Below are 19,358 nucleotides of genomic sequence, written 5' to 3'. Positions count from 1 at the left end.
AGGGCAGGTTTACGAGGGGCGCCTTCAATGCGACGCGAGCGCCCGTGAAACTTCAGCCTAGGAGTCGCTCTCATGCCGCTCTACACCTTGACCACTCAGCACGGCGCACTTAGCAGTGACGCCAAGGCCAAGCTCGCGATGGAACTGACTAACCTGCATTCCGATTTTGCGGGCGTGCCGAAAAATTGGGTGCATGTCGTGTTTCAGGACTATGCGCCGGGTAGCGGTTTCACTGCCGGAGAACCGGCGGCAACTGCCGCGCTCACGCTTCTGATGCGAGCCGGGCGGCCGCCTGAATATAAGCGGGAGTTGATACAGCGTCTTTGGAAACTGTTTCAGACCGCGACCGGAGCGCCCGATGACCAGATTGTCATCGGCATTCAGGACGTACCGGCCAGTCAGGCGATGGAGATGGGACAGGTCATGCCGGACGTCGCGAACGAATAGGGTGGGAAGTAGCGCACCTCGAAGGGACATCCACGTGATGTGCTACTCGTCGTTGTTTGCGACTTCCGCCCCCGCGATGTGATGCCGCGCCAGCGACGCCGCGACAAAGCCCGACGCTTTCATATCTTCAACGAACTTCGACAGATACGCGGCCGCTTCATCGCCCCCGGTCTTTGGCACGCCCATCGCCTGACGGATCACCATGAAGCGCTGGTCCAGCAACCGCAATCCGCCCGCTTTCGCAGCGTCTTTTTCGAGTTGTTGCTTGACGCCTGCAGCCACGTCCAGATGTTGATCCAGAAAACCCTGCACAACTGCCGGTGAGGTTGGAATCCGGACGATTGTCGCGTGATGCAGTTCGCGCGTCAGAAACAGATCGTAGGCGCTGCCTTTGCCGACCGCGACCGTCACGCCAGGTTGATCGACAGCCTCGTTGGTGGTGATCGGCGAAGCGTCGCGCACGAGATAAAAGCCTTCTATCAGCACATACGGTTTGGTGAAGGCGATTTCCTGTCCGCGCTTCGGATCGACGGCGAAGAAACCGATGTCCGCCTTGTCCTGATTCACGTTTTCAACCGATTCACCCGCCGACTTGACCACGACCAGTTGCAGCGGCACACCGAGTCGTTTGGCGAATTCGGTGGCGAGATCGACGGACACGCCGACTGGTTTGCCCGTTGCCGGATCAAGACTGGCGAGGATCGGATTGCCGAGATTGATCGACGCGCGCAGCGTGCCGCTCGGCGCGAACACCATTGCTATCGATGCGCTCGCATCTTTCGTTTGCGCGACAGCGGGCGTGGGAACGGGCACGGATAGGACCGCACTCGACGCCATTAATGCTGCCAATGTTTTGAACACGCCGCTACGGCGTTTTTCGATTGAAGGCTTGTTCATGTTGGGTTGCCCTTGGTTAGCGCGCAAGAGCGATAGTAGCCTGGCAATTGTCGAACCCACGATCCTGTTTGATCGCCCGCGCGACTCGAGCCATCATCAGCTTGACCACGCGTGCGATTCAGTATGCGTAAAGCGTCAAGGTGCGACCGCAGGTGCATTGGTAGGTTTTTGGCCATTCGCCTTCTGCTCGGCATTCTGCAGATTCTGCGGATAGTTCGTTTGATTCCCCGCCGGACTGTACCCGTTCTTTTCCAGCTTGCTGAGCTCGGCATTTTTCTTCGCGCGGCGCGCCTTGCGGTCGGCCTTCTTTTGCGCCTTCATCTCTTGCTTCGACATAGCACTATCGGAGGCGCCGGCATCGGTTGTCGCTGCATGAGCTTGCAACACCGGAAGTGAGAGCAGACTCAAAGCCATACCTGCTGAAACAACAAAAACAGACAGTTGCTTGAACTTCATACGTATCTCCGTATGGGGGCGTTAGACGGCGTGAGACTGCTCACGGACCATTTGGGTTGGTTCCTGAGAAGAGCGTGTCTCTTCGCGTGGGGAACGCTCGAACCGTAATCGATGAGACGCCCACAGGGATACAGGGGTTAACCGTGAGGAGGTGGTGAGGCATAACGCTGAAAGGCTCTTGCGCACTTGCGTTAACGCGGATTTTCCCTGATTTCACGAAAGAGATTCCCCTTTCTGCTCTTTGTTCGAGCGAATGGGGAATATAAACTCGGGCAAAAATACAAGCGCAGTTCAGGAGACATGCCTCACGGAAATTATTGCCCTCCGCATAAGCCTCACTCCAGTGCTTGTTTTTCTTCTCATTTTCTTTCCCGCGAGCGTCTCTGAGACTCCACGTCCTTCAGTCGTATCGCACTTGATCAAAGATAGATGGGCGCTGGGAAAGGTGTGAGCATTTTCGATAGCAGGGAAAGTACGTAGTACAACTATATTAACGGAGATAGCAATGAAGAAGTTTCTGTTTGGCGTGTTCGTATTGTCTGCGACGGCAACTGCAATGGCTCAGAGCAGCGTCACGCTATACGGCATCGTGGACAACGGTATCGCATACGAGACGAATCAACCGAAGGGGCATGTATTCGGTGCGCAAAGCGGAGGTTGGGCGCAATCGAGATTTGGTCTCAAAGGCAGCGAGGACCTCGGCGGCGGCACCCGCGCGATTTTCACGCTCGAGTCCCGACTGAATACCATGACCGGGGCTTTCGCGAACGGAAGTTTCTTCGAGGGACAGGCGACCGTAGGCCTGCAGAATGACACCTGGGGTCAAATCAAGCTCGGCAACATGGGCTCGGCTGAAATAAGTCAATATTCAGGCGACGTCGACCCACAGCAAACAAAGAAGTATGCGATTGGAACGCTGGTACGCGGCCGCATCTTTTCACAGGCAGGGAACGGTGCGGAGTACCTGTCGCCGACGATTGGCGGCTTCACCCTGCAAGGTCAGTATGATTTGACGAATTCGTCGACGTGGAACGCCGGAAATCCAGGAAGCGCGCCTGGTCAACTCGGTACTTCTAGCGGACTCGGAAGTTCGCAGGGCCGCTCGGATGGTATCAAACTCTCTTACGCGAACAAGGGCCTTTTCTGGCAGGCGACTTATGATGAGGTTCGTGACGGAAGCGGCCAGTTCAGCAACGTGTACCTTGCCTCCCGCTCGATTCTCACGGGCTTGACGTACGCATTCGGTCCCGTGACTGGCTACGTTGGCTACCAGCATCTGAGTGCTCCAAACGCATCGAATGCGGGCTATTTCGGCACTGCGACCCCTTCAGCGTTGCCGGCAGGAACAAGCCTCCCGACAGCCGTCAACCATGAGTGGATTGGCGCGATCTGGCAGACGACCCCCGCGCTTGCGATCACCGGCGCCGTCTATCACGCGAACGCAAATAATGGGAACGGGAACGCAACCCTCTACACGTTGGGTGCGAACTACTCGCTGTCCAAGCGAACGCTCCTGTACACGGAACTGGCATACGTTAGAAACAGTTCGTCGTCTAACATCGGCCTCGACAGCGGTCTGTATGGCGCGAATATCAACAACGACCCGGTCAACGGAAGCACCTCGAGCACCAACCCCAACTATGGCAAAAGCCAGTTTGGCGTTATTGCGGGGTTGGCGACGACATTCTGATGCTGTCGATAGGTCCGGGTGATGATTATCTCCCGGACCTATCGGGCGCTGCGTCTGCGCTCATGAGCGGCTGGATCAATCGCGGAAACGACTGGCGATGTGGTCCGGAATGTTTTCTGGCGTCACGACCACGACAGAAGAGGATGAAGCGACAGATGATGCTGGCAAGATCTTATGAAAGTGCATGACGTGATGACACGCGGAGCGCATGTCCTGTCGGAGGTCATGATGCAAGATTGCCTGAATCCTTCCAGCGCGTAGAAGCTGGACATTATCCTTGTCCAGGTCGTGACCGATGAAGCAGACCGGAGCCTGCTGTTGCGCTTCCAGCGCGCGAAGAATCGCGACGTTACCGCCTCCCATGGAGTACACGGCAGCGATGTCAGTACCATCGTTGAGAACGCTTCGGACTCGCTCTTCAGTTGGCAGATCAAGACCATGTCCGCCGCTTGCGTCAATCAGTCTGAGTTGGGGGTGATGCTTGCGCAGTGCTCGACGAAAGCTTATTTCGCGTTCTTCTTCGCCTCGAAAATGCTCGTCGCTCATCGTTATCAACACGTTAGCCGGCTGGGGCCCTAGTAATAGGCCCAGAAGGTAAGCCGCCGTGGCCCCGGCGACGCGATTGTCGAGTCCGGAGTAGGCAATACGGCCCGACAGCGGTATGTCGGTGAAGACGGTGACAACAGGAATGCCGTGATGCTGGAGCTCGCGAACCGCTTCGGCAATCTCGGGAACGTCGCGGGCTTTCAGGAAAACACCATGGCTGCCTCTTCGGGCGATAGACCGAAGGGTATCCACGACTTCAGGTGTCGTCATCGTCTCCCGCAACAGGAAACGTGGACGAACTACCGCTGGGTGCATCAAGGCAAGTTCCGCTTCGAGCGCATTCTTTATCTCGTCGCTGAACCGCGCCGGCGCTTCCACTACCACGTCGACCATGAGCTTGCGCCCCGTGTTCGCCAGGTTTAGCTCCTGTTTCTCAAGTTCCTTGATTGCCTGCTCAACCCGATTGCGAGTGTGCTCCCGGACGTTTGCGCGTCCGTTCAGCACTCTGTCAACGGTCGCCACTCCAAGCCCTGCCTGAAGAGCAATTTCCTTGATCAAGAAGCGGTGAGCCAATCCGACTCTCCTTCGCTGATAGTTTTTTGATGTGTTTCTGATGACTTGATTTGTGCTTTGCGAGCTATCCTACATCGAGAATAGGAGGCACGTATGGACGACCGACGCGAAGACTCTCTCGCTGAGCAAACTAACTGGTATCGCGAAAGCGACTGCAGCTTGAGTGATTTCGTGACGGCGCTCAATGCGAGAGGGGAGCGTGGGCTGCGCTACGCGGCAAAGTTGGTTCAAGCGATTCCTGTATACGAATGCCGCGACCTGGAAGAAGTGCGCTCGTCTGAAACAGAAAGGCTTGAGCTAATGTCGGAGTGGGCCGGGGTCCTGCGGGATGGAGCGGGCGTCTTTGTGCTCAAGCACGCTTTTGCCGATACAGAGTGCGTGGATGAGGCAACGGCCATCTTCGAATCGATTATTGAAGCCGAAAAGAAATCGGGTTCGAAGGGTGACCATTTCGCGAAAGCAGGGGCGAACGACCGCATCTGGAACGCGCAGGAAAAACTCTGCGTTGCGGCACCTGAGGTCTTCGCCAGATACTTTTCGAACCCCTGGCTGCCGGCGGCCGCCGAGGCATGGCTTGGCCCGTGCTTTCAGGTCACGTCCCAGGTCAATGTCGTCAGGCCTGGCGGAGAGGCGCAGCAAGCCCATCGCGACTACCATCTGGGCTTCCAGACGGCTCAGGTGGCGGCGTCTTTTCCTGCGCACGTGCATGGAATGTCGCCTTTTCTCACGCTGCAAGGTGCCGTTGCGCACAGCGACATGCCGGTTGAGAGCGGTCCGACCAAACTCCTGCCTTACTCGCAGCGATACGCTCAAGGCTATGTGGCCTGGCGTAGACCCGATTTCCGGGAGTATTTCGAGAACAACTTCGTTCAGGTGCCGCTTGCCAAGGGCGATGCCATCTTCTTCAATCCGGCGCTATTTCACGCAGCGGGGTCGAATCGAACGAGCCACGTACAGCGCATGGCAAACCTGCTTCAAATCTCGTCAGCTTATGGTCGCGCGATGGAAGCGGTGGATCGAACACGCATGTCCGAGACGCTCTATCCAGTCCTTCGGGACAGGTTTAAGACCGGCACGATAACCGAGCTCGAGGTGTTGTCGGTGATTGCGTCGTGCGCCGAAGGTTATGCGTTCCCGACAAACCTTGACAGGGATCCGCCCGTCGGGGGACTCGCGCCGGAGAGTCAAGCCCAGATGATGCTCCGGGCACTTCGGGAGGACTGGGAGCCAGCCGAATTTGTGCGGACCCTTGCAAAGCATGCCTGGCGCCATGGGAATGGTGAACCTGCTGAATTGATAGATTATTGATGTATTTTTTTGGCTAAAAGATAGAGCCGCGGCACTATCATGGTGCCGACGCGACACACGACATTACTCTGCGAAGTCGCGTGTGCTCCCGCATCCGGCCAGGGGTGCGGGCGAACGAGGCGTAACGGTGCAAGGGCATGGATCAGTTCAAGGAACTACAACTATTTGTCGAGGTGGCCGAGACGGGCAGCATCAGCCGCGCAGCGGAGGCTGTCGAGCTGTCCATCTCAGCCGCAAGTCGGTATTTGATTTCGTTGGAGGCGAGACTTGGCGTCCAACTGGTGCGTAGAACGACTCGGAACCTTTACCTGACTGAGGCGGGCGCCGAGTTTCACCGACGGTGCAAATCCATCCTCGCCGATCTTGGCGAAGCAGAGGCTGTAACCAAGGAAGCAGTTGTGCGCCCAAGCGGTGTCCTTCGCGTCACCGCCTCGCTATCGTTCTGCATGCTTCACATCGCGCCAATGCTTCCTGACTTCACCGCGCGCTACCCCGACATAACAGTGGACGTGGTAGCAGCAAACCGTTACTGCGACATCATCGAGAACGGCATCGACGTCGCGATTCGTACGAAAGTCCTTGAGCCAGATAGCAACATAACCATTAGAAGATTGGCTTCGACACGTCGCATATTGGCCGCATCGCCCGGCTACATCGAGGCGAACGGGCGCCCTCGCTTCCCGGCGGAACTCGCGAAGCACAGACTGCTGAACTATCAACTCGCCGACAATCCACGCGAGCTTTCCTTCACACGTGGTGGCGAGAACGTCGTCGTCAAAGTGAAGCCGTTAGTGGAGTCGAATGACGGCCAGATATTGCGCATCGCTGCGCTAGACAGCATGGGCATTCTGGTGCAGCCCAAATACATCATCTACGACGACCTCAAGTCAGGCCGTCTTGTCCCTGTGCTCGACGACTGGGACCTTCCCCGGCTGACCATGAACATCGCGTTTCAGACTCGATCACACCTACCTGTAAAGGTGCGACTGTTCATTGAGGCGCTTGTGGAGCGGTTCCACCAGAACGAATACGAGCGTCATTGGACGGCGTGAGCTTGCGCTCATCGCATTTGGCGTTTCTTCCCACCCAGCGCGAAAGACTTTCCCTTTCTAGCTCTGTTTTGCCAGCCACGACGAATATAGACTCGTCTCAAAGCTACAGAAGAGATTGATGGAGACACGCAATGCCAAGCGCAACCTCTGCAGTTCCGTTCGCATCGCCTTATTTCGATGAGGCTCGCTCGGCCGAAGTCGTTAATGCCCGTATGAGTGAAAATGCCGACGCTCGCCTGAGTCAGGTGATGTCGGTTCTGGTCAAGCACCTTCATGCGGCGGTCAAGGAAGTTGAGCCGACGCATGAAGAGTGGTTCACTGCCATTCGTTTCCTGACCGAGACGGGGCAAATGTGTACGGACTGGCGGCAAGAGTACATCCTGCTCTCCGACGTCCTGGGCGTCTCGATGCTCGTTGATGCAATCAATCATCGTCGTCCGAGCGGTGCTACGCCGAACACGATTCTGGGTCCCTTCTACGTCGCCAACGCGCCTGAATATCCGAACGGCGCGAACATCTGCCTGGACGGAAAGGGCGAGCCTATGGTTGTTGAAGGACGGGTAACCGATATCGAGGGAAACCCGATTCCTGACGCGAAACTCGAGGTCTGGCAGACCAACGACGACGGCTTCTATGACGTGCAGCAAAAAGGTATTCAGCCTGACTCAAATCTTCGCGGCGTCTTTACGTCGGATGCTGAAGGCCGCTACTGGTTCAAATCTGTCAAGCCGCGTCACTATCCAATTCCTTCGGACGGTCCGGTCGGCAAGCTCCTCGCCGCAATAGGCCGACATCCGAACCGAGCTGCTCATCTGCACTTCATCGTAACCGCGCCTGGCTTTGACCCGGTCATCACTCACATTTTTACGCCCGACTGTCCGTATCTCCCCGAGGACGCGGTCTTCGGCGTCAAGCGTGAACTCATCGCTGAATTCAACAAGATTGACGACCCGGAAGCGGGTGAGCGCGTCGGAGTCTTATCACCGTTCTGGTCTGTTTCCTGGGACGTCACCCTCGCGACGTCTGCGAAGCCCACGCGGGCAATCCCGTAATCGTTTGGTGCGCGGGAGTGTGCCGCCGAAAGAACCGATGACATTGAGAGATACAGGAGTACTACATATGATCGCAAAGAAAGAACTGCTGGCGGCGTACTGGACACTCGCCGGCGACGTCTATCCGTGTGCACCGAACGAAATCAGCCCGTTCCCGCTGCGCGATCGCTGCGAAGCAGCTTCGCGTGCCGGCTGGAGCGGTATCGGCCTCATTCTCGATGACCTCGAGTACAGCATTGGGAAATACGGGGTGTCCGGCGTCAAGAAGATTCTGGACGACACGGGCATGAAGTACTTCGAGCTTGAGATTCTCATGGACTGGTACTTCGACGGAGAGGAGCGTGCCAAGTCGGACGATTACCGTCGCCGTTTCATCGAACTGGGCGGCGAACTGGGCATGCGCAATCTGAAAATCGGTGCGAGCCCCTTCGACAAGAATCCGGCCGACTTTCCCCGCATGACTGACGAATTCGGGAAGCTTTGCCAGGACGTGGCGGCGGTTGGCGCCACGGTTGCAATCGAGTTCATGCCTTTCTCTCCCATTCGAAACATCGCAGAAGCGCTACAGGTTGCTCAAGGCGCAAACCAATCCAATGGTGGCCTGATGGTTGACCACTGGCACGTAGCACGCGGTGGCAGCCCCTATAGCGAAGTCGCCCAGATCCCCGCGTGCTTCATCAAGGGCGTAGAAATGGATGACGTCGGCGCACAGGTTAAGGGCTCGTTGTTCGATGACTCGACCTTTAACCGCCAGCTTTGTGGCGAGGGTGCAGGTGACTGTCCCGCCTTCGTCGATGCCCTTGATCAAGCAGGTTGCGCGCTGCCGTACTACGGCGTGGAGCTCATCTCTGAGGTGCACCGGAAATTTCCGCTCGACGAGATGGCAAAGCGCGCTTACGACACCACCATCGCACAGTTCTCGGCAAAAACCGCGACTTCTGCCTGAAGCTTTCGACCTTAACCGACAATGTATTTCTGGAGAGTCCCATGATTCGAATCGCTGTACTCGGTGCCGGCCGCATTGGTCGCATTCACGCCAGCAACGTCGCCGCGAGCCCGAACGCAAAACTGGTCGTGGTTGCAGACCCCGTAGAAAGTGCGGCTAATTCTCTGGCTAGCCGTCTGGGCTGCGAAGCCTCGACGGACGCAGCAGCAGTCCTCGAGCGCAACGACATCGATGCAGTGGTCATCGGTACGCCGACGGATACGCACATCACGTTCATGCTCGAAGCCGTCAAGCGCGGCAAGGCTGTTCTGTGCGAGAAGCCTATCGACCTCGACATGGAGAAGTCGCTAGCCGCGGCAAACGAAGTCGAGCGACTGGGTGGTCGCGTCATGCTCGCGTTCAATCGACGTTTCGACCCGACATCGCAAGCCTTCCGCAAAGCGATCGACGCAGGCGACGTCGGCGAAGTGCGGCAGGTCATCATTTCGAGCCGTGACCCGGGCATGCCTCCGCGTGACTATGTCGAGCACTCTGGCGGCATCTTCCGCGACATGGTTATTCACGACCTGGACATGGCGCGCTGGCTGCTCGGCGAAGAGCCGGTCGAGGTAATGGCCATGGCCAGCCGTCTCGTCGACGAGTCGCTTGAGAAGCTGACTGACTTCGATACGGTGATGGTCCAGTTGCGAACAGCTTCGGGCAAGCAATGCCACATCAACTGCTGTCGCGAAGCGGTGTACGGCTACGACCAGCGCATGGAAGTGTCGGGTTCGAAGGGAATGCTCCTGCAAGAAAACCTGCGTCCTTCGACGATTCGACGCTGGTCCAAGGAAGCGACTGACGTTCGCGAGCCCCTGCTCAACTTCTTCCTGGAGCGCTACGAGGCTGCATACAAGGCCGAACTCGAGGCTTTCGTCGACGCACTGAACGCCAATTCGCCTTTGCCGACCTCCGTTCAGGATGGGCTGAAGGCGCTGCGTCTGGCGGACTGCGCGCTCGAGTCGGCTTTGTCGGGCAAGGCCGTCAAGGTGTAACGGGAAATCTGGAGGAAATAAGTCATGACGCGAAAGATCGGTCCCAACGAAACGCTCGGCGTAGCATGTCTTGGCATCACTCACCCCCATACGTCGGGGCGGGTCAAGGCAATCCAGCGTCGCACCGACGCAAGGATGCTCGGTGCGTGGGACAAAAGCCCGCTACTCACACCGTTCGTCGACGCGCTCGGTCTTGAGGCGCGCTCGAAGGAAGATATCCTGGCGGACGAGAATGTTCATGTCGTGCTCGTCCACTCCAAGAGCGAGAAGATGGCCGATCTGACCATTGAAGCGCTCGAGGCGGGCAAGGCTGTGCTGTGCGAAAAGCCCGCCGGCCGCAGTTCCGTTGACGCCAAGCGCATTGTCGAGGCTGTGGAGCGAACAGGTGGACTCGTGCAAGTCGGCTATTGCTGGCGCTTCGCACCATCGGTCGACGCCATGCAGGCGGCGCTCAAGAGCGGACGTCTTGGCAAAGTTGTCCAGGTGCGCGCCCACGGCGGCTGCTCACACGATGAAGCCGGAACGCCACACATGACGCAGCCAGGTGATATTGGCGGCGCGGTATTCGTTATTGGATGTCACCTGGTGGACCGCATTCTTCTGCACTTCGGATTGCCCCGCTCCGTCAACGCGCGTATCACCAAGTTCCCGAACTTCCACGGCGACGAGTCTCGCGAAGATGCTGCCGGTGCGGTGTTGAACTACGACGACAAGATTGTCACAGTCGACTTCATGTCGTGGGACGTCCTGCCCTGGACCGAGAGCTGGGACATCACCGCTTACGGAACGGAAGGCATCATGTCTTCCCGTTCGCTACCCGCGAGCTACAAGATTTATGACGCGGGCAAGGGCGACCATCCAGAGGGCTGGACCGAGTGGCAAGAGACCAGCTTCCCGGAAATCTGGGCAACAAAAAAGACGGAGTATTCGCCCGATATCGCGGAAATTGGCAACCCGGTGTATTTCGACCGGGAGTCGAACGCGTTCTTCGACGCGTTACGCAACGGCACGCAGTCGGTGGTACCGGCTACGCAGGCGTACAACATTAGCCGTGTCATCGAGGCCATGTTCGCTTCGTCTAAAGAAGCGGGGGCAGAGGTCTTTATCGGTTAAGCGTTTGAATGGCTGACGCCTTTGGGCGTCGGTCGAGGATTCCGTACTTCATAAACCGGCAACACAAATACGCATTCCTAAATAGGAGACGAAGTCATGAAAATTCTGAAGAGTGTCGCGGTCATCCTGACTGTTTCGGCAGCGTTCTCAGCAATGTCCGGCGCTGCTTTCGCCCAGGATAAGGGTGTCATTGGCATTTCGCTGCCCGATAAAACCGAATCCCGCTGGATTACCGACGGTAAAAGCATGGTCGATGCACTGAAGGCGAAAGGCTACTCGGCCGACCTGCAGTACGCAAACTACGACGTTCCGACGCAGGTGAACCAGGTCGAGAACATGCTTGCGAAGGGTGTCAAAGCACTGGTCATCGCACCGATCGACGGCAAGACCTTTTCTGACGCTCTGGCGCTCGCGCAGAAGAAAGGCATTAAGGTCATCTCATACGACCGCCTGATTAGCCAGACCAAGGATGTCGACTATTACGCAACCTTCGACAACTATGGCGTTGGCGTTCTTCAAGGACAGAGCATCGTCAGTGCGTGGCAGAAGGCCGGCAGCAAGACTCCGTTCAACATCGAAGTGTTCGGAGGGTCTTCGGACGATAACAACGCCCATATGGTCTACGCGGGTGGCATGTCCGTTCTCAAACCGTACATTGACAGCGGCAAGTTCGTGGTTAGAAGCAAACAGGTTGTCTTCGATAAAGTCGCGACGCGCAACTGGGATGGCGCGACCGCTCAGGCCCGGATGGACAACCTGCTGAGCGCTTTCTACGGTAAGGACCACCTCGACGCGGTATGGACACCCAATGACGCGATTGCAGTTGGCGTTATCTCATCGCTTAAGGGCATCGGATATGGTTCGGCCCGGCAAACCATGCCTGTTGTCACGGGTCAGGACGCAGACATCCAGAACGTCAAGAACATTGTCCGGGGCGACCAGACTTCGACCGTGTTCAAGGACACTCGCAAGCTTGCCGGCGTGACCGCTGAAATGGTGGACAACGCGCTGAGCGGCAAGCAGGTGCCTGTCAACGATACGAAGAGCTACAACAACGGAACGAAGATTGTTCCGACCTACCTCGTGAAGCCGATCCTTGTCGACAAGGCTAACTACCAGTCGGAACTGGTGACCAGCGGTTACTACACGCAGGCCCAAATCAAGTAAGGCATCTGAACGTCCGCGTGGCGGGGTACTCACCGAGGCCTCGCTTCACGCAGACATGCTCGCGAGCGCGACCAATCAGAGGAATTTGACCATGGATACCATTCTGGAGATGCGCGGAATTCAGAAAAGCTTTGGCGCTGTCAAAGCCCTGAATAACGTCAATCTGAGGGTTCGTCAGGGCGAGATTCACGCCATTTGCGGAGAAAACGGCGCAGGAAAATCGACCCTGATGAAGATCCTCAGTGGCGTCTATCCCCACGGCTCCTATTCTGGCGACGTTCTTTACGACGGTCAGGAGCGGGCATTCGCCGATATCTCCGATAGCGAGGCGGTTGGAATCATCATCATCCACCAGGAGCTAGCCCTCGTACCGATGCTCTCGATTACCGAGAACATCTATCTGGGTAACGAGCAGTCGAAGCGCGGCGTCATCGATTGGCAGGTGTCGCGTGCGAAGGCAAAGGCGTTGCTGGCGAAGGTCGGCCTCTCAGATTCGCCAGATTCACCGGTCGGCACGCTCGGGATTGGCAAGCAGCAACTCATTGAAATTGCCAAGGCATTGTCGAAAGAGGTTCGTCTGCTGATTCTCGACGAACCTACTGCGAGCCTGAATGAAAAAGACAGCGACACACTGCTTAGTCTTCTGCTTGAGCTCAAGTCGCGGGGCGTGACGTCAATCATCATTTCGCACAAGCTGAATGAGATTTCGCGCGTCGCGGATGGAATCACCGTTATCCGTGATGGCTCGACGGTCGACGCCCTCGATTGCAATGCCGAGAGCGTGAGCGAAGACCGCATCATCAAGGCGATGGTCGGTCGCGAGATGTCTGACCGGTATCCGCCGCGTACGCCGAACATCGGCGACGTCATTTTTGAAGTCAAGGACTGGCGTGTCCAGCATCCCACGCAGAGGGACCGTGCAGTCATCAAAGGCGTCAATCTGGAAGCTCGCAAGGGCGAAATCGTTGGTATCGCAGGACTGATGGGTTCTGGGCGCACCGAGTTCGCCATGAGCGTCTTCGGTGGCACCTATGGTCAGGACATCACGGGCCAGGTGCGGATGCACGGAAAGCAGGTGGACGTTTCATCGGTACAGAAGGCCATCAAGGCGGGCATCGCCTACGTGACAGAAGACCGGAAAGGCAACGGTCTGCTTCTGGACGACAACATCAAACGGAACATCACGCTGGCGAATCTGATCGGGGTCTCGAGATTTGGCGTTGTCGACGAACACGAGGAGATAAAGGTTGCGACCGATTTTCTAAAGAAACTCCGAATCCGCGCTCAAGGCGTCACCCATGTGGTCGGCAACCTGTCGGGTGGAAATCAGCAGAAGGTGGTGCTGAGTAAATGGCTGTTCTCTGAACCAGAGGTACTGATTCTCGACGAACCCACGCGAGGCATCGACGTGGGAGCGAAGTACGAGATTTACAACATCATCAATCAGGTGGTCGCAGCGGGTAAGTGTGTGGTCATGATTTCCTCGGAAATGCCCGAACTGCTTGGCATGTGCGACCGCGTGTACGTCATGAACGAAGGCCGGTTTGTCGGCGAATTCACCGCAGAAGAAGTCTCGCAGGAAAAGATTATGCGGGCGATTATGCGAAATGGAGGCATCGAAAATGCGTAAGGCACTCTCTCCAGTGGTCGCCGACGGCGCCGAGGTTAAGAAAAGCGAAGTTCTTGGTGTGGTGAAGCGTATTGGCAGCGAATACGGACTGCTCATTTCGCTCGTCATCATCATGGTCTTCTTCCAGATCTCGACGAGCGGGGTACTGATGCAACCGCTCAATCTGACCAACCTGGTGCTTCAGAATAGCTACATCGTCATCATGGCGCTAGGTATGCTCATGGTGATCGTTTCAGGCCACATCGACCTGTCCGTCGGTTCAACGGCCGGTTTAGTGGGCGCCTTGGCGGCTGTATTGATGGTGCAGTTTGAGGTCAACTACATCTGGGCAACCATCATCTGTATCGCGGCCGGTGCGCTGATCGGCGCGGTGCAAGGATACTGGATTGCGTTCTGGCGGATGCCTTCGTTCATCGTGACGCTGGCCGGCATGCTGGTTTTCCGCGGCATGACAAACCTCGTTTTGCAAGGCCAGTCCATCGGACCGTTCCCTGATGCATTCGGCGCCGTGAGTTCGGGTTTCATCCCTGACCTTTTTCACGGACAGGCGCTTCACATCACATCGATTGTCCTCGGCGCATTTGTCGGCGCGCTTTTCTTCGCGATTGAGCTTCGGCATCGTGCCGGCGCGGCGAAACACGGCGTTGAGAGTGGTTCGTTCTCGATGTTTGTGGCGAAGAATCTCGTTCTTACGGCACTGATAGTGTTCTTCTGCTACCTGCTTGCATCCTATCGTGGCCTGCCCACCGTGCTCGTCATCATGGCTGTGCTGATTGGTGTGTACACGTTCATCATGAATCGCACCACGATCGGTCGACGTATCTACGCGGTTGGCGGCAATGCAAAGGCAGCGAGATTGTCGGGTGTCAGCGTTCCGGCAGTGAGCTTCCTGACCTTTGTGAACATGGGTGTTCTTGCAGCGCTGGCAGGTCTGATTTTCGCCGCACGCCTGAATAGTGGAACGCCGAAGGCTGGGACGGGATTCGAGCTCGACGTCATTGCAGCGTGTTTCATCGGCGGTGCTTCCGCCTCTGGTGGTGTCGGGAAGGTCGTCGGGGCGGTTGTGGGCGCCTTCATCATGGGTGTGATGAACAACGGCATGTCCATTATGGGCATCGGCGTGGATTATCAGCAGGTTATCAAAGGCATCGTTTTGCTCGCGGCTGTGTTCGTCGACGTGTACAACAAGAACAAAGCGTAACTACTGCTTTTGCGGCAGACTGGATCTAGAAGTCAGAGGGGTCAGGTGCGCGGCGGGGCCCAACTGACATGCATACTTGAGTCATGAGATTGCATCTCGAACATTTGGCCTGGTAATGAGTAACACTAACGGAATCGAATATGGTCAAGCATATCGTGATGTGGAACGTTCGCGGTGAGACTCCCGAGCAAAAGAAGGAATCCGCTGTGCTCGTAAAGACTGCGTTCGAGAGTCTGAGGGGAAAGATTCCCGGACTTACCAGGCTCGAGGTCGGGCTGGATGTAAGCGCCGTGGATTACGCCTGCGACGTCGTTCTGTACACAGAGTTCGAAAGCCAGGAGTCGCTCGACGCGTATGCGTCGCACCCTGAGCATCTGCGAGTGAAGCAGATCGTGGGTGACATTCGTATCGCTCGCCACCAGGTTGACTACATCTAAGCGAGCTGTACCGTTTGACGACACAGGGAGTCAATCTCATGTATGAGTTCACCTATACCACGCAGGCGTCAAGAGTCGTATTCGGTGCCGGCAGCATGAAGCTGATTCAACAGGAAGTGGAAACATTGGGTGCCCGCCGGGCGCTGGTTCTTTGTTCGCCCGAGCAAAAGGCTCAGGCTGAAGTGGTTTCGTCTCTTCTTGGACCTGCCAGCGCAGGCGTCTTCGATGGTGCCCGGATGCACGTTCCCATCGAGAGCGCTCGCCGCGCGCGCGAACACGCGAAGTCGGTCGACGCGGACTGTGCGGTGGCCATTGGCGGCGGTTCGACAATTGGGCTAGGCAAGGCGATTGCGCTCGAATCGTCGTTGCCGATCATCGCGATACCGACGACGTATGCCGGTTCGGAGATGACTCCCATCTATGGGATAACTGAAAACGGCCTGAAGAAGACGGGTCGCGATGCCAAGGTCATCCCCAAGACAGTCCTGTACGACCCGGAGCTGACCATCGGGCTCCCGGTTCGTCTTTCGATTGTCAGCGGCCTCAACGCTATCGCTCATGCTGCCGAGGGGCTGTACGCAAAGGACGGAAATCCCGTCATGTCGCTGATGGCGGAGGAAGGCATTCGCTCACTCGCCAACGGCCTGCGTGGCGTGAAGAAAAACAGCAAGGACAAAGCGGCGCGCAGCGAGTGTCTCTACGGTGCGTGGCTGTGCGCAATGGTGCTCGGCAATGTTGGCATGGCTCTTCATCACAAGCTGTGTCATACCCTGGGTGGAACATTTAACCTCCCCCATGCTGAGACTCACGCAATCGTTCTGCCTCATTCACTCGCCTATAACAGTACCGTTGCGGATGATGCGATGGGCCGAATCGCCAGGGCGTTGAACGTAGATTCGGCACCAGACGGCGTTTACCAACTCAACGAAGAACTTGGCGTTCCGCGAGGGCTTCGTGAGATTGGGTTGGGCGAAGCCGACCTCGATCACGCGTGCAAAGTGGCATTGTCGAATCCATACTGGAATCCGCGACCGATTGAGGAGGCGCCGCTTAGAGCGCTGCTACAGCGTGCCTGGGAGGGCGCTCGTCCGTCCGTGTAGCCTTTTTGGAAAGGGGCGCCCAAAGGAGGTCCGCGGGCGCGGGCTTGCGATCTGGCGGTAGCAAACTATCCAGCAGCTTAGGACCGCGTGCCGCTGTCCTAAGCTGATCGAACTGCTACCGGACACTCGAGTGCCTTCATCCCTTGCGGAACATCGGCGCGCCCCACGGCGCACCGATCGTGCCACCGTCGACGACGATTTCCGCCGCCGTGATTCCCGAAGCATCGTCGGACGCGAGGAACAGTACGGCCTTGGCAACTTCTTCAGGAGCGGCGAGCCGAGCCATCGGAATGCGCGGTGCAAACGCTTCTTCGGTGCCGTCGATCGTTGCGCCGGCCCGTGCGCCGCGCGTCCAGATCGGTGTGCGCGTGCCGCCGGGAATCACGGTGTTGACGCGAATGCCACGCTGCACGAGTTCGGACGCAAACACCTTCGCCATGCCGGTGACGCCCGCCTTCGTTGCGGAATAAGCAGCCGACCCGGGCGAGCCCAGCTCGCGCATCACGGAACCGTTCAATACGATCGAGCCTCCGGCGCTCATCAACGGCAGGGCCGATTGAACCGTGAGAAAAACACCGGTGAGATTGGTACGAAGAATCGCCTCGAATGCCGCCGCGGTCGTGCCGCCTAGCGGCGTCGGACCGGAGATGCCGGCGTTGGCGAACACGATGTCGAGTGACCCGAAGGCAGCCTGGATCTGCTTGAACGTCGACTCAATCGCGCTTTCATCATCGAGATCGGCCTGAATGCCAAGCGCGTTTTCTCCGAGCTCGGACACCGCCTGATCCAGTTTGGCGCGATCGCGGCCGGTGATGGCAACACGGGCGCCTTCGGCGATCAGAAGCTTCGCTGTAGTAAAGCCAATGCCGCTGTTTCCGCCAGTGACGAGCGCTGTCTTTCCAGTAAAACGCATTTCCTTCTCCTATGCATTGCGCCGCGAGATCACGTCCAAATCTGCACGTGCTGACGGCGCAAAAACCTCACAAAAATCTCTGTTAAGCAGCGCAGGACAGCCGCTGCATCCAAGCTGGCACGAGCGTCATCAACATCTCATTCTGTATGTTGATCATCATGCAGAAATTCAGTATTATGCTCATCATGCAGTTTGTCAAGCGCGATGAGGCGGAAAAATGGGTTATTCGCAGGCACAAAAGGCTGAGAGCAGGCAGCGGGTTCTGGAGAATGCGTCACGACAGATCCGCGAAAACGGCATTGAGGCGCTCGGCGTCGCCGAGTGCATGCGCAGCGCGGGGCTGACGCACGGCGCGTTTTACGGCCATTTTTCGTCGCGTGATGCGTTGATCCTGGAGGCGCTCGAACACGCGGTGAGTCAGAGCGAGAAGCGCATGGCTTCCATTGCAAGCGGTGCGGCAAAGCGCGGGGAAACGCCTCTACAGGCTATTGCCGAAGCTTTCCTCAATGAGCGTCACGTGAAGAATCCCGGTAATGGATGTGCGCTGTGTGCGCTTGCCGGCGAAGCGCGGCATGCAAATCCGGATGTCAGGGAACAGCTCACGGATTACGTGCGCAAACTGGCGTCACGAATAGCGCAAGCCATATCCAGTGATAGCAAAGACGCCGGCCTGGGTATCGTTGCGACTATCGTGGGCGCCATTACGCTTGCGCGCGGCGTTGACGACGACAAACTGGCGAAATCGATTCTCTCCGAGTCGCTCGCACTGGTCATGAGTCGCGACTCGTCGCCGGTCGGCTGAGTGGTATTAACGTTGCTCGTGAGGATCGACGGCTCACTCGCCGAACATGGCGTTAATGTCGCGTCCCGTCTGCTCGGCTTCCTCAATTAACCAGTCGAGAAATTGCCTGGTTGCAGGGGAATCTGCCGCAGTGCGCTTCCAGCAAATGAAGTATGGGAATGGCATGGGTAAGGCGACCTTGAACGGCGCGACCAGTTCGTGTCGCTTGATGCTATCGATGGCAAAAAAGCCCTGTCCCAACGAAATGCCTCTGCCTCGAATTGCTGCGTCGATTGCCATGCCGGAAACGGAGTAAGTGAGCGGCGCCAGGCCCTCCGGCAGAGGCACGCCAACCGCATGCAACCAGTGTCCCCACGTTGGCGGTGACAAGTTTGCCCATCCCCATTCGACGTGAATCAGCGGATAGCGCAAGATATCCGCCGGTTGCGAGATCGGTTTCTCCGGTTGCAGCAGCGAGGGTGCAAAGACGGGCGCAACCTTGTCCGTAAAGACAACGTGATAGGGCGTTCCGTCACTCGGTAGCGCCCCGTACGTGAGCCGGACGTCGGCACTTCTCGCGGCGATACTGGTTTCGTGGTCGACGACTTCCACATGGACCTGCACGTGCGGGCAGATGGTGTGCCACTTGTCCAATCTGGAGGCGAGCCAGTGGGTTGCGACTGACGGGAATGTCATCAGGGTGAGCCGGCGGCCCGTCTGCGCTTTGAGCGCCGCCTGGGCGCTATGAAAGCACTCGAACCCCCGGGAGATGTGCGAGTGGTACATCTCGCAGAGCGGGGTTGGTCGCAGGCCCGTATTCTCCCGCTCGAAAAGCGTGACCCCGAGAAATTCTTCAAGGACGCGAATCTGCTGACTAATTGCACCGGGCGTCACGTAAAGCGCCTCAGCGGCGGCTACAACGCCTCCGTAACGGATGACGGCGTCGAATATCTGCAAGGCTCGAAGAGGAGGAAGGCGGTTCATGTCGTTGACCTGGCAAATGCCATCGTGAAGC

General features: G+C 57.4%; 19 protein-coding genes. 14 read left to right on the top strand and 5 right to left on the bottom strand.

Features of this window, described 5'->3' with window-relative positions; translation table 11 throughout:
* The first annotated feature begins 72 nt into the window (after positions 1-72).
* Positions 73-447, top strand: coding sequence for a tautomerase family protein (locus R8871_RS05745; protein ID WP_175049442.1), 375 nt, complete (start codon positions 73-75; stop codon positions 445-447).
* 42 nt (positions 448-489) lie between these two features.
* Here the strand turns inward: R8871_RS05745 and R8871_RS05740 are convergent, their stop codons facing one another.
* Entirely contained in the window at positions 490-1,203 is a 714-nt protein-coding gene (locus R8871_RS05740) for an ABC transporter substrate-binding protein (RefSeq protein ID WP_246287486.1), read from the bottom strand.
* Positions 1,204-1,479: 276 nt separating this feature from the next.
* Complete coding sequence (locus tag R8871_RS05735) at positions 1,480-1,806, bottom strand: hypothetical protein (protein ID WP_407673121.1); 327 nt, start codon at positions 1,804-1,806, stop codon at positions 1,480-1,482.
* A gap of 499 nt (positions 1,807-2,305) precedes the next feature.
* Between R8871_RS05735 and R8871_RS05730 the strand changes: the two genes are divergently transcribed.
* A complete protein-coding gene (locus R8871_RS05730; RefSeq protein WP_175049440.1) occupies positions 2,306-3,490 on the top strand; it encodes a porin in 1,185 nt (394 codons plus the stop codon).
* A gap of 75 nt (positions 3,491-3,565) precedes the next feature.
* Here the strand turns inward: R8871_RS05730 and R8871_RS05725 are convergent, their stop codons facing one another.
* On the bottom strand, positions 3,566-4,609 hold the full coding sequence (locus R8871_RS05725) for a LacI family DNA-binding transcriptional regulator (protein WP_175049439.1): 1,044 nt from the start codon (positions 4,607-4,609) through the stop codon (positions 3,566-3,568).
* A 93-nt stretch (positions 4,610-4,702) separates the two neighbouring features.
* On the opposite strand from R8871_RS05725, the gene R8871_RS05720 reads away from it, so the two are divergent.
* The 11 genes from R8871_RS05720 to R8871_RS05670 all read left to right on the top strand — a co-directional run bounded on the left by R8871_RS05720 (position 4,703) and on the right by R8871_RS05670 (position 16,649).
* Positions 4,703-5,917, top strand: coding sequence for a phytanoyl-CoA dioxygenase family protein (locus R8871_RS05720; protein ID WP_175049438.1), 1,215 nt, complete (start codon positions 4,703-4,705; stop codon positions 5,915-5,917).
* A gap of 137 nt (positions 5,918-6,054) precedes the next feature.
* On the top strand, positions 6,055-6,969 hold the full coding sequence (locus R8871_RS05715; protein WP_175049437.1) for a LysR family transcriptional regulator: 915 nt from the start codon (positions 6,055-6,057) through the stop codon (positions 6,967-6,969).
* Positions 6,970-7,100: 131 nt separating this feature from the next.
* Positions 7,101-8,021, top strand: coding sequence for an intradiol ring-cleavage dioxygenase (locus R8871_RS05710; RefSeq protein ID WP_175049436.1), 921 nt, complete (start codon positions 7,101-7,103; stop codon positions 8,019-8,021).
* A gap of 19 nt (positions 8,022-8,040) precedes the next feature.
* Positions 8,041-8,967: a sugar phosphate isomerase/epimerase family protein gene (locus tag R8871_RS05705; protein ID WP_246287408.1), complete on the top strand. Its 927-nt coding sequence runs from the start codon at positions 8,041-8,043 to the stop codon at positions 8,965-8,967.
* A gap of 41 nt (positions 8,968-9,008) precedes the next feature.
* Positions 9,009-10,001, top strand: a complete 993-nt coding sequence (iolG, locus tag R8871_RS05700) for an inositol 2-dehydrogenase (RefSeq protein WP_175049435.1) — start codon at positions 9,009-9,011, stop codon at positions 9,999-10,001.
* 24 nt (positions 10,002-10,025) lie between these two features.
* Positions 10,026-11,114 (top strand): Gfo/Idh/MocA family protein, encoded by a 1,089-nt coding sequence (locus R8871_RS05695; protein WP_175049434.1) that lies wholly within the window; start codon positions 10,026-10,028, stop codon positions 11,112-11,114.
* Positions 11,115-11,210: 96 nt separating this feature from the next.
* Entirely contained in the window at positions 11,211-12,281 is a 1,071-nt protein-coding gene (gene chvE / locus R8871_RS05690) for a multiple monosaccharide ABC transporter substrate-binding protein (RefSeq protein WP_175049433.1), read from the top strand.
* 91 nt (positions 12,282-12,372) lie between these two features.
* Positions 12,373-13,911, top strand: coding sequence for a multiple monosaccharide ABC transporter ATP-binding protein (mmsA, locus tag R8871_RS05685; protein WP_175049432.1), 1,539 nt, complete (start codon positions 12,373-12,375; stop codon positions 13,909-13,911).
* A complete protein-coding gene (gene mmsB, locus R8871_RS05680) occupies positions 13,904-15,112 on the top strand; it encodes a multiple monosaccharide ABC transporter permease (RefSeq protein WP_217468886.1) in 1,209 nt (402 codons plus the stop codon). The genes mmsA and mmsB overlap by 8 nt, the downstream gene beginning before the upstream one ends.
* Positions 15,113-15,252: 140 nt before the next feature.
* The gene (locus tag R8871_RS05675) at positions 15,253-15,549 is read left to right on the top strand and encodes a Dabb family protein (protein WP_175049430.1); all 297 of its coding nucleotides are present in this window, start codon (positions 15,253-15,255) and stop codon (positions 15,547-15,549) included.
* Between the two features lie 38 nt (positions 15,550-15,587).
* A complete protein-coding gene (locus R8871_RS05670) occupies positions 15,588-16,649 on the top strand; it encodes a maleylacetate reductase (RefSeq protein WP_175049429.1) in 1,062 nt (353 codons plus the stop codon).
* Between the two features lie 136 nt (positions 16,650-16,785).
* On the opposite strand, the gene R8871_RS05665 is transcribed toward R8871_RS05670, so the two are convergent.
* Positions 16,786-17,562 carry an SDR family NAD(P)-dependent oxidoreductase gene (locus tag R8871_RS05665; protein WP_175049428.1) on the bottom strand — a complete coding sequence of 259 codons (777 nt, stop codon included), beginning with the start codon at positions 17,560-17,562 and terminating at the stop codon, positions 16,786-16,788.
* Positions 17,563-17,779: 217 nt separating this feature from the next.
* Between R8871_RS05665 and R8871_RS05660 the strand changes: the two genes are divergently transcribed.
* A complete protein-coding gene (locus R8871_RS05660; protein WP_175049427.1) occupies positions 17,780-18,364 on the top strand; it encodes a TetR/AcrR family transcriptional regulator in 585 nt (194 codons plus the stop codon).
* A gap of 33 nt (positions 18,365-18,397) precedes the next feature.
* On the opposite strand, the gene R8871_RS05655 is transcribed toward R8871_RS05660, so the two are convergent.
* Positions 18,398-19,327, bottom strand: coding sequence for a LysR substrate-binding domain-containing protein (locus R8871_RS05655; protein WP_175049426.1), 930 nt, complete (start codon positions 19,325-19,327; stop codon positions 18,398-18,400).
* Positions 19,328-19,358 lie beyond the last annotated feature (31 nt).

The sequence above is a fragment of the Paraburkholderia sediminicola genome (assembly GCF_902859805.1).
In the GTDB taxonomy this organism is placed as follows: domain Bacteria; phylum Pseudomonadota; class Gammaproteobacteria; order Burkholderiales; family Burkholderiaceae; genus Paraburkholderia; species Paraburkholderia sediminicola.
This window is presented reverse-complemented; position numbering and strand designations above follow the sequence as displayed.

What these genes read in the sequence shown, in the direction of transcription:
- R8871_RS05745 (WP_175049442.1), top strand. Translation starts at nt 73, where the DNA reads ATGCCGCTCTACACCTTGACCACTCAGCACGGCGCACTTAGCAGTGAC.
- R8871_RS05740 (WP_246287486.1), bottom strand. Translation starts at nt 1,203, where the DNA reads ATGGTGTTCGCGCCGAGCGGCACGCTGCGCGCGTCGATCAATCTCGGC.
- R8871_RS05730 (WP_175049440.1), top strand. Translation starts at nt 2,306, where the DNA reads ATGAAGAAGTTTCTGTTTGGCGTGTTCGTATTGTCTGCGACGGCAACT.
- R8871_RS05720 (WP_175049438.1), top strand. Translation starts at nt 4,703, where the DNA reads ATGGACGACCGACGCGAAGACTCTCTCGCTGAGCAAACTAACTGGTAT.
- R8871_RS05715 (WP_175049437.1), top strand. Translation starts at nt 6,055, where the DNA reads ATGGATCAGTTCAAGGAACTACAACTATTTGTCGAGGTGGCCGAGACG.
- R8871_RS05710 (WP_175049436.1), top strand. Translation starts at nt 7,101, where the DNA reads ATGCCAAGCGCAACCTCTGCAGTTCCGTTCGCATCGCCTTATTTCGAT.
- iolG (WP_175049435.1), top strand. Translation starts at nt 9,009, where the DNA reads ATGATTCGAATCGCTGTACTCGGTGCCGGCCGCATTGGTCGCATTCAC.
- R8871_RS05695 (WP_175049434.1), top strand. Translation starts at nt 10,026, where the DNA reads ATGACGCGAAAGATCGGTCCCAACGAAACGCTCGGCGTAGCATGTCTT.
- chvE (WP_175049433.1), top strand. Translation starts at nt 11,211, where the DNA reads ATGAAAATTCTGAAGAGTGTCGCGGTCATCCTGACTGTTTCGGCAGCG.
- mmsA (WP_175049432.1), top strand. Translation starts at nt 12,373, where the DNA reads ATGGATACCATTCTGGAGATGCGCGGAATTCAGAAAAGCTTTGGCGCT.
- mmsB (WP_217468886.1), top strand. Translation starts at nt 13,904, where the DNA reads ATGCGTAAGGCACTCTCTCCAGTGGTCGCCGACGGCGCCGAGGTTAAG.
- R8871_RS05675 (WP_175049430.1), top strand. Translation starts at nt 15,253, where the DNA reads ATGGTCAAGCATATCGTGATGTGGAACGTTCGCGGTGAGACTCCCGAG.
- R8871_RS05670 (WP_175049429.1), top strand. Translation starts at nt 15,588, where the DNA reads ATGTATGAGTTCACCTATACCACGCAGGCGTCAAGAGTCGTATTCGGT.
- R8871_RS05665 (WP_175049428.1), bottom strand. Translation starts at nt 17,562, where the DNA reads ATGCGTTTTACTGGAAAGACAGCGCTCGTCACTGGCGGAAACAGCGGC.
- R8871_RS05660 (WP_175049427.1), top strand. Translation starts at nt 17,780, where the DNA reads ATGGGTTATTCGCAGGCACAAAAGGCTGAGAGCAGGCAGCGGGTTCTG.
- R8871_RS05655 (WP_175049426.1), bottom strand. Translation starts at nt 19,327, where the DNA reads ATGAACCGCCTTCCTCCTCTTCGAGCCTTGCAGATATTCGACGCCGTC.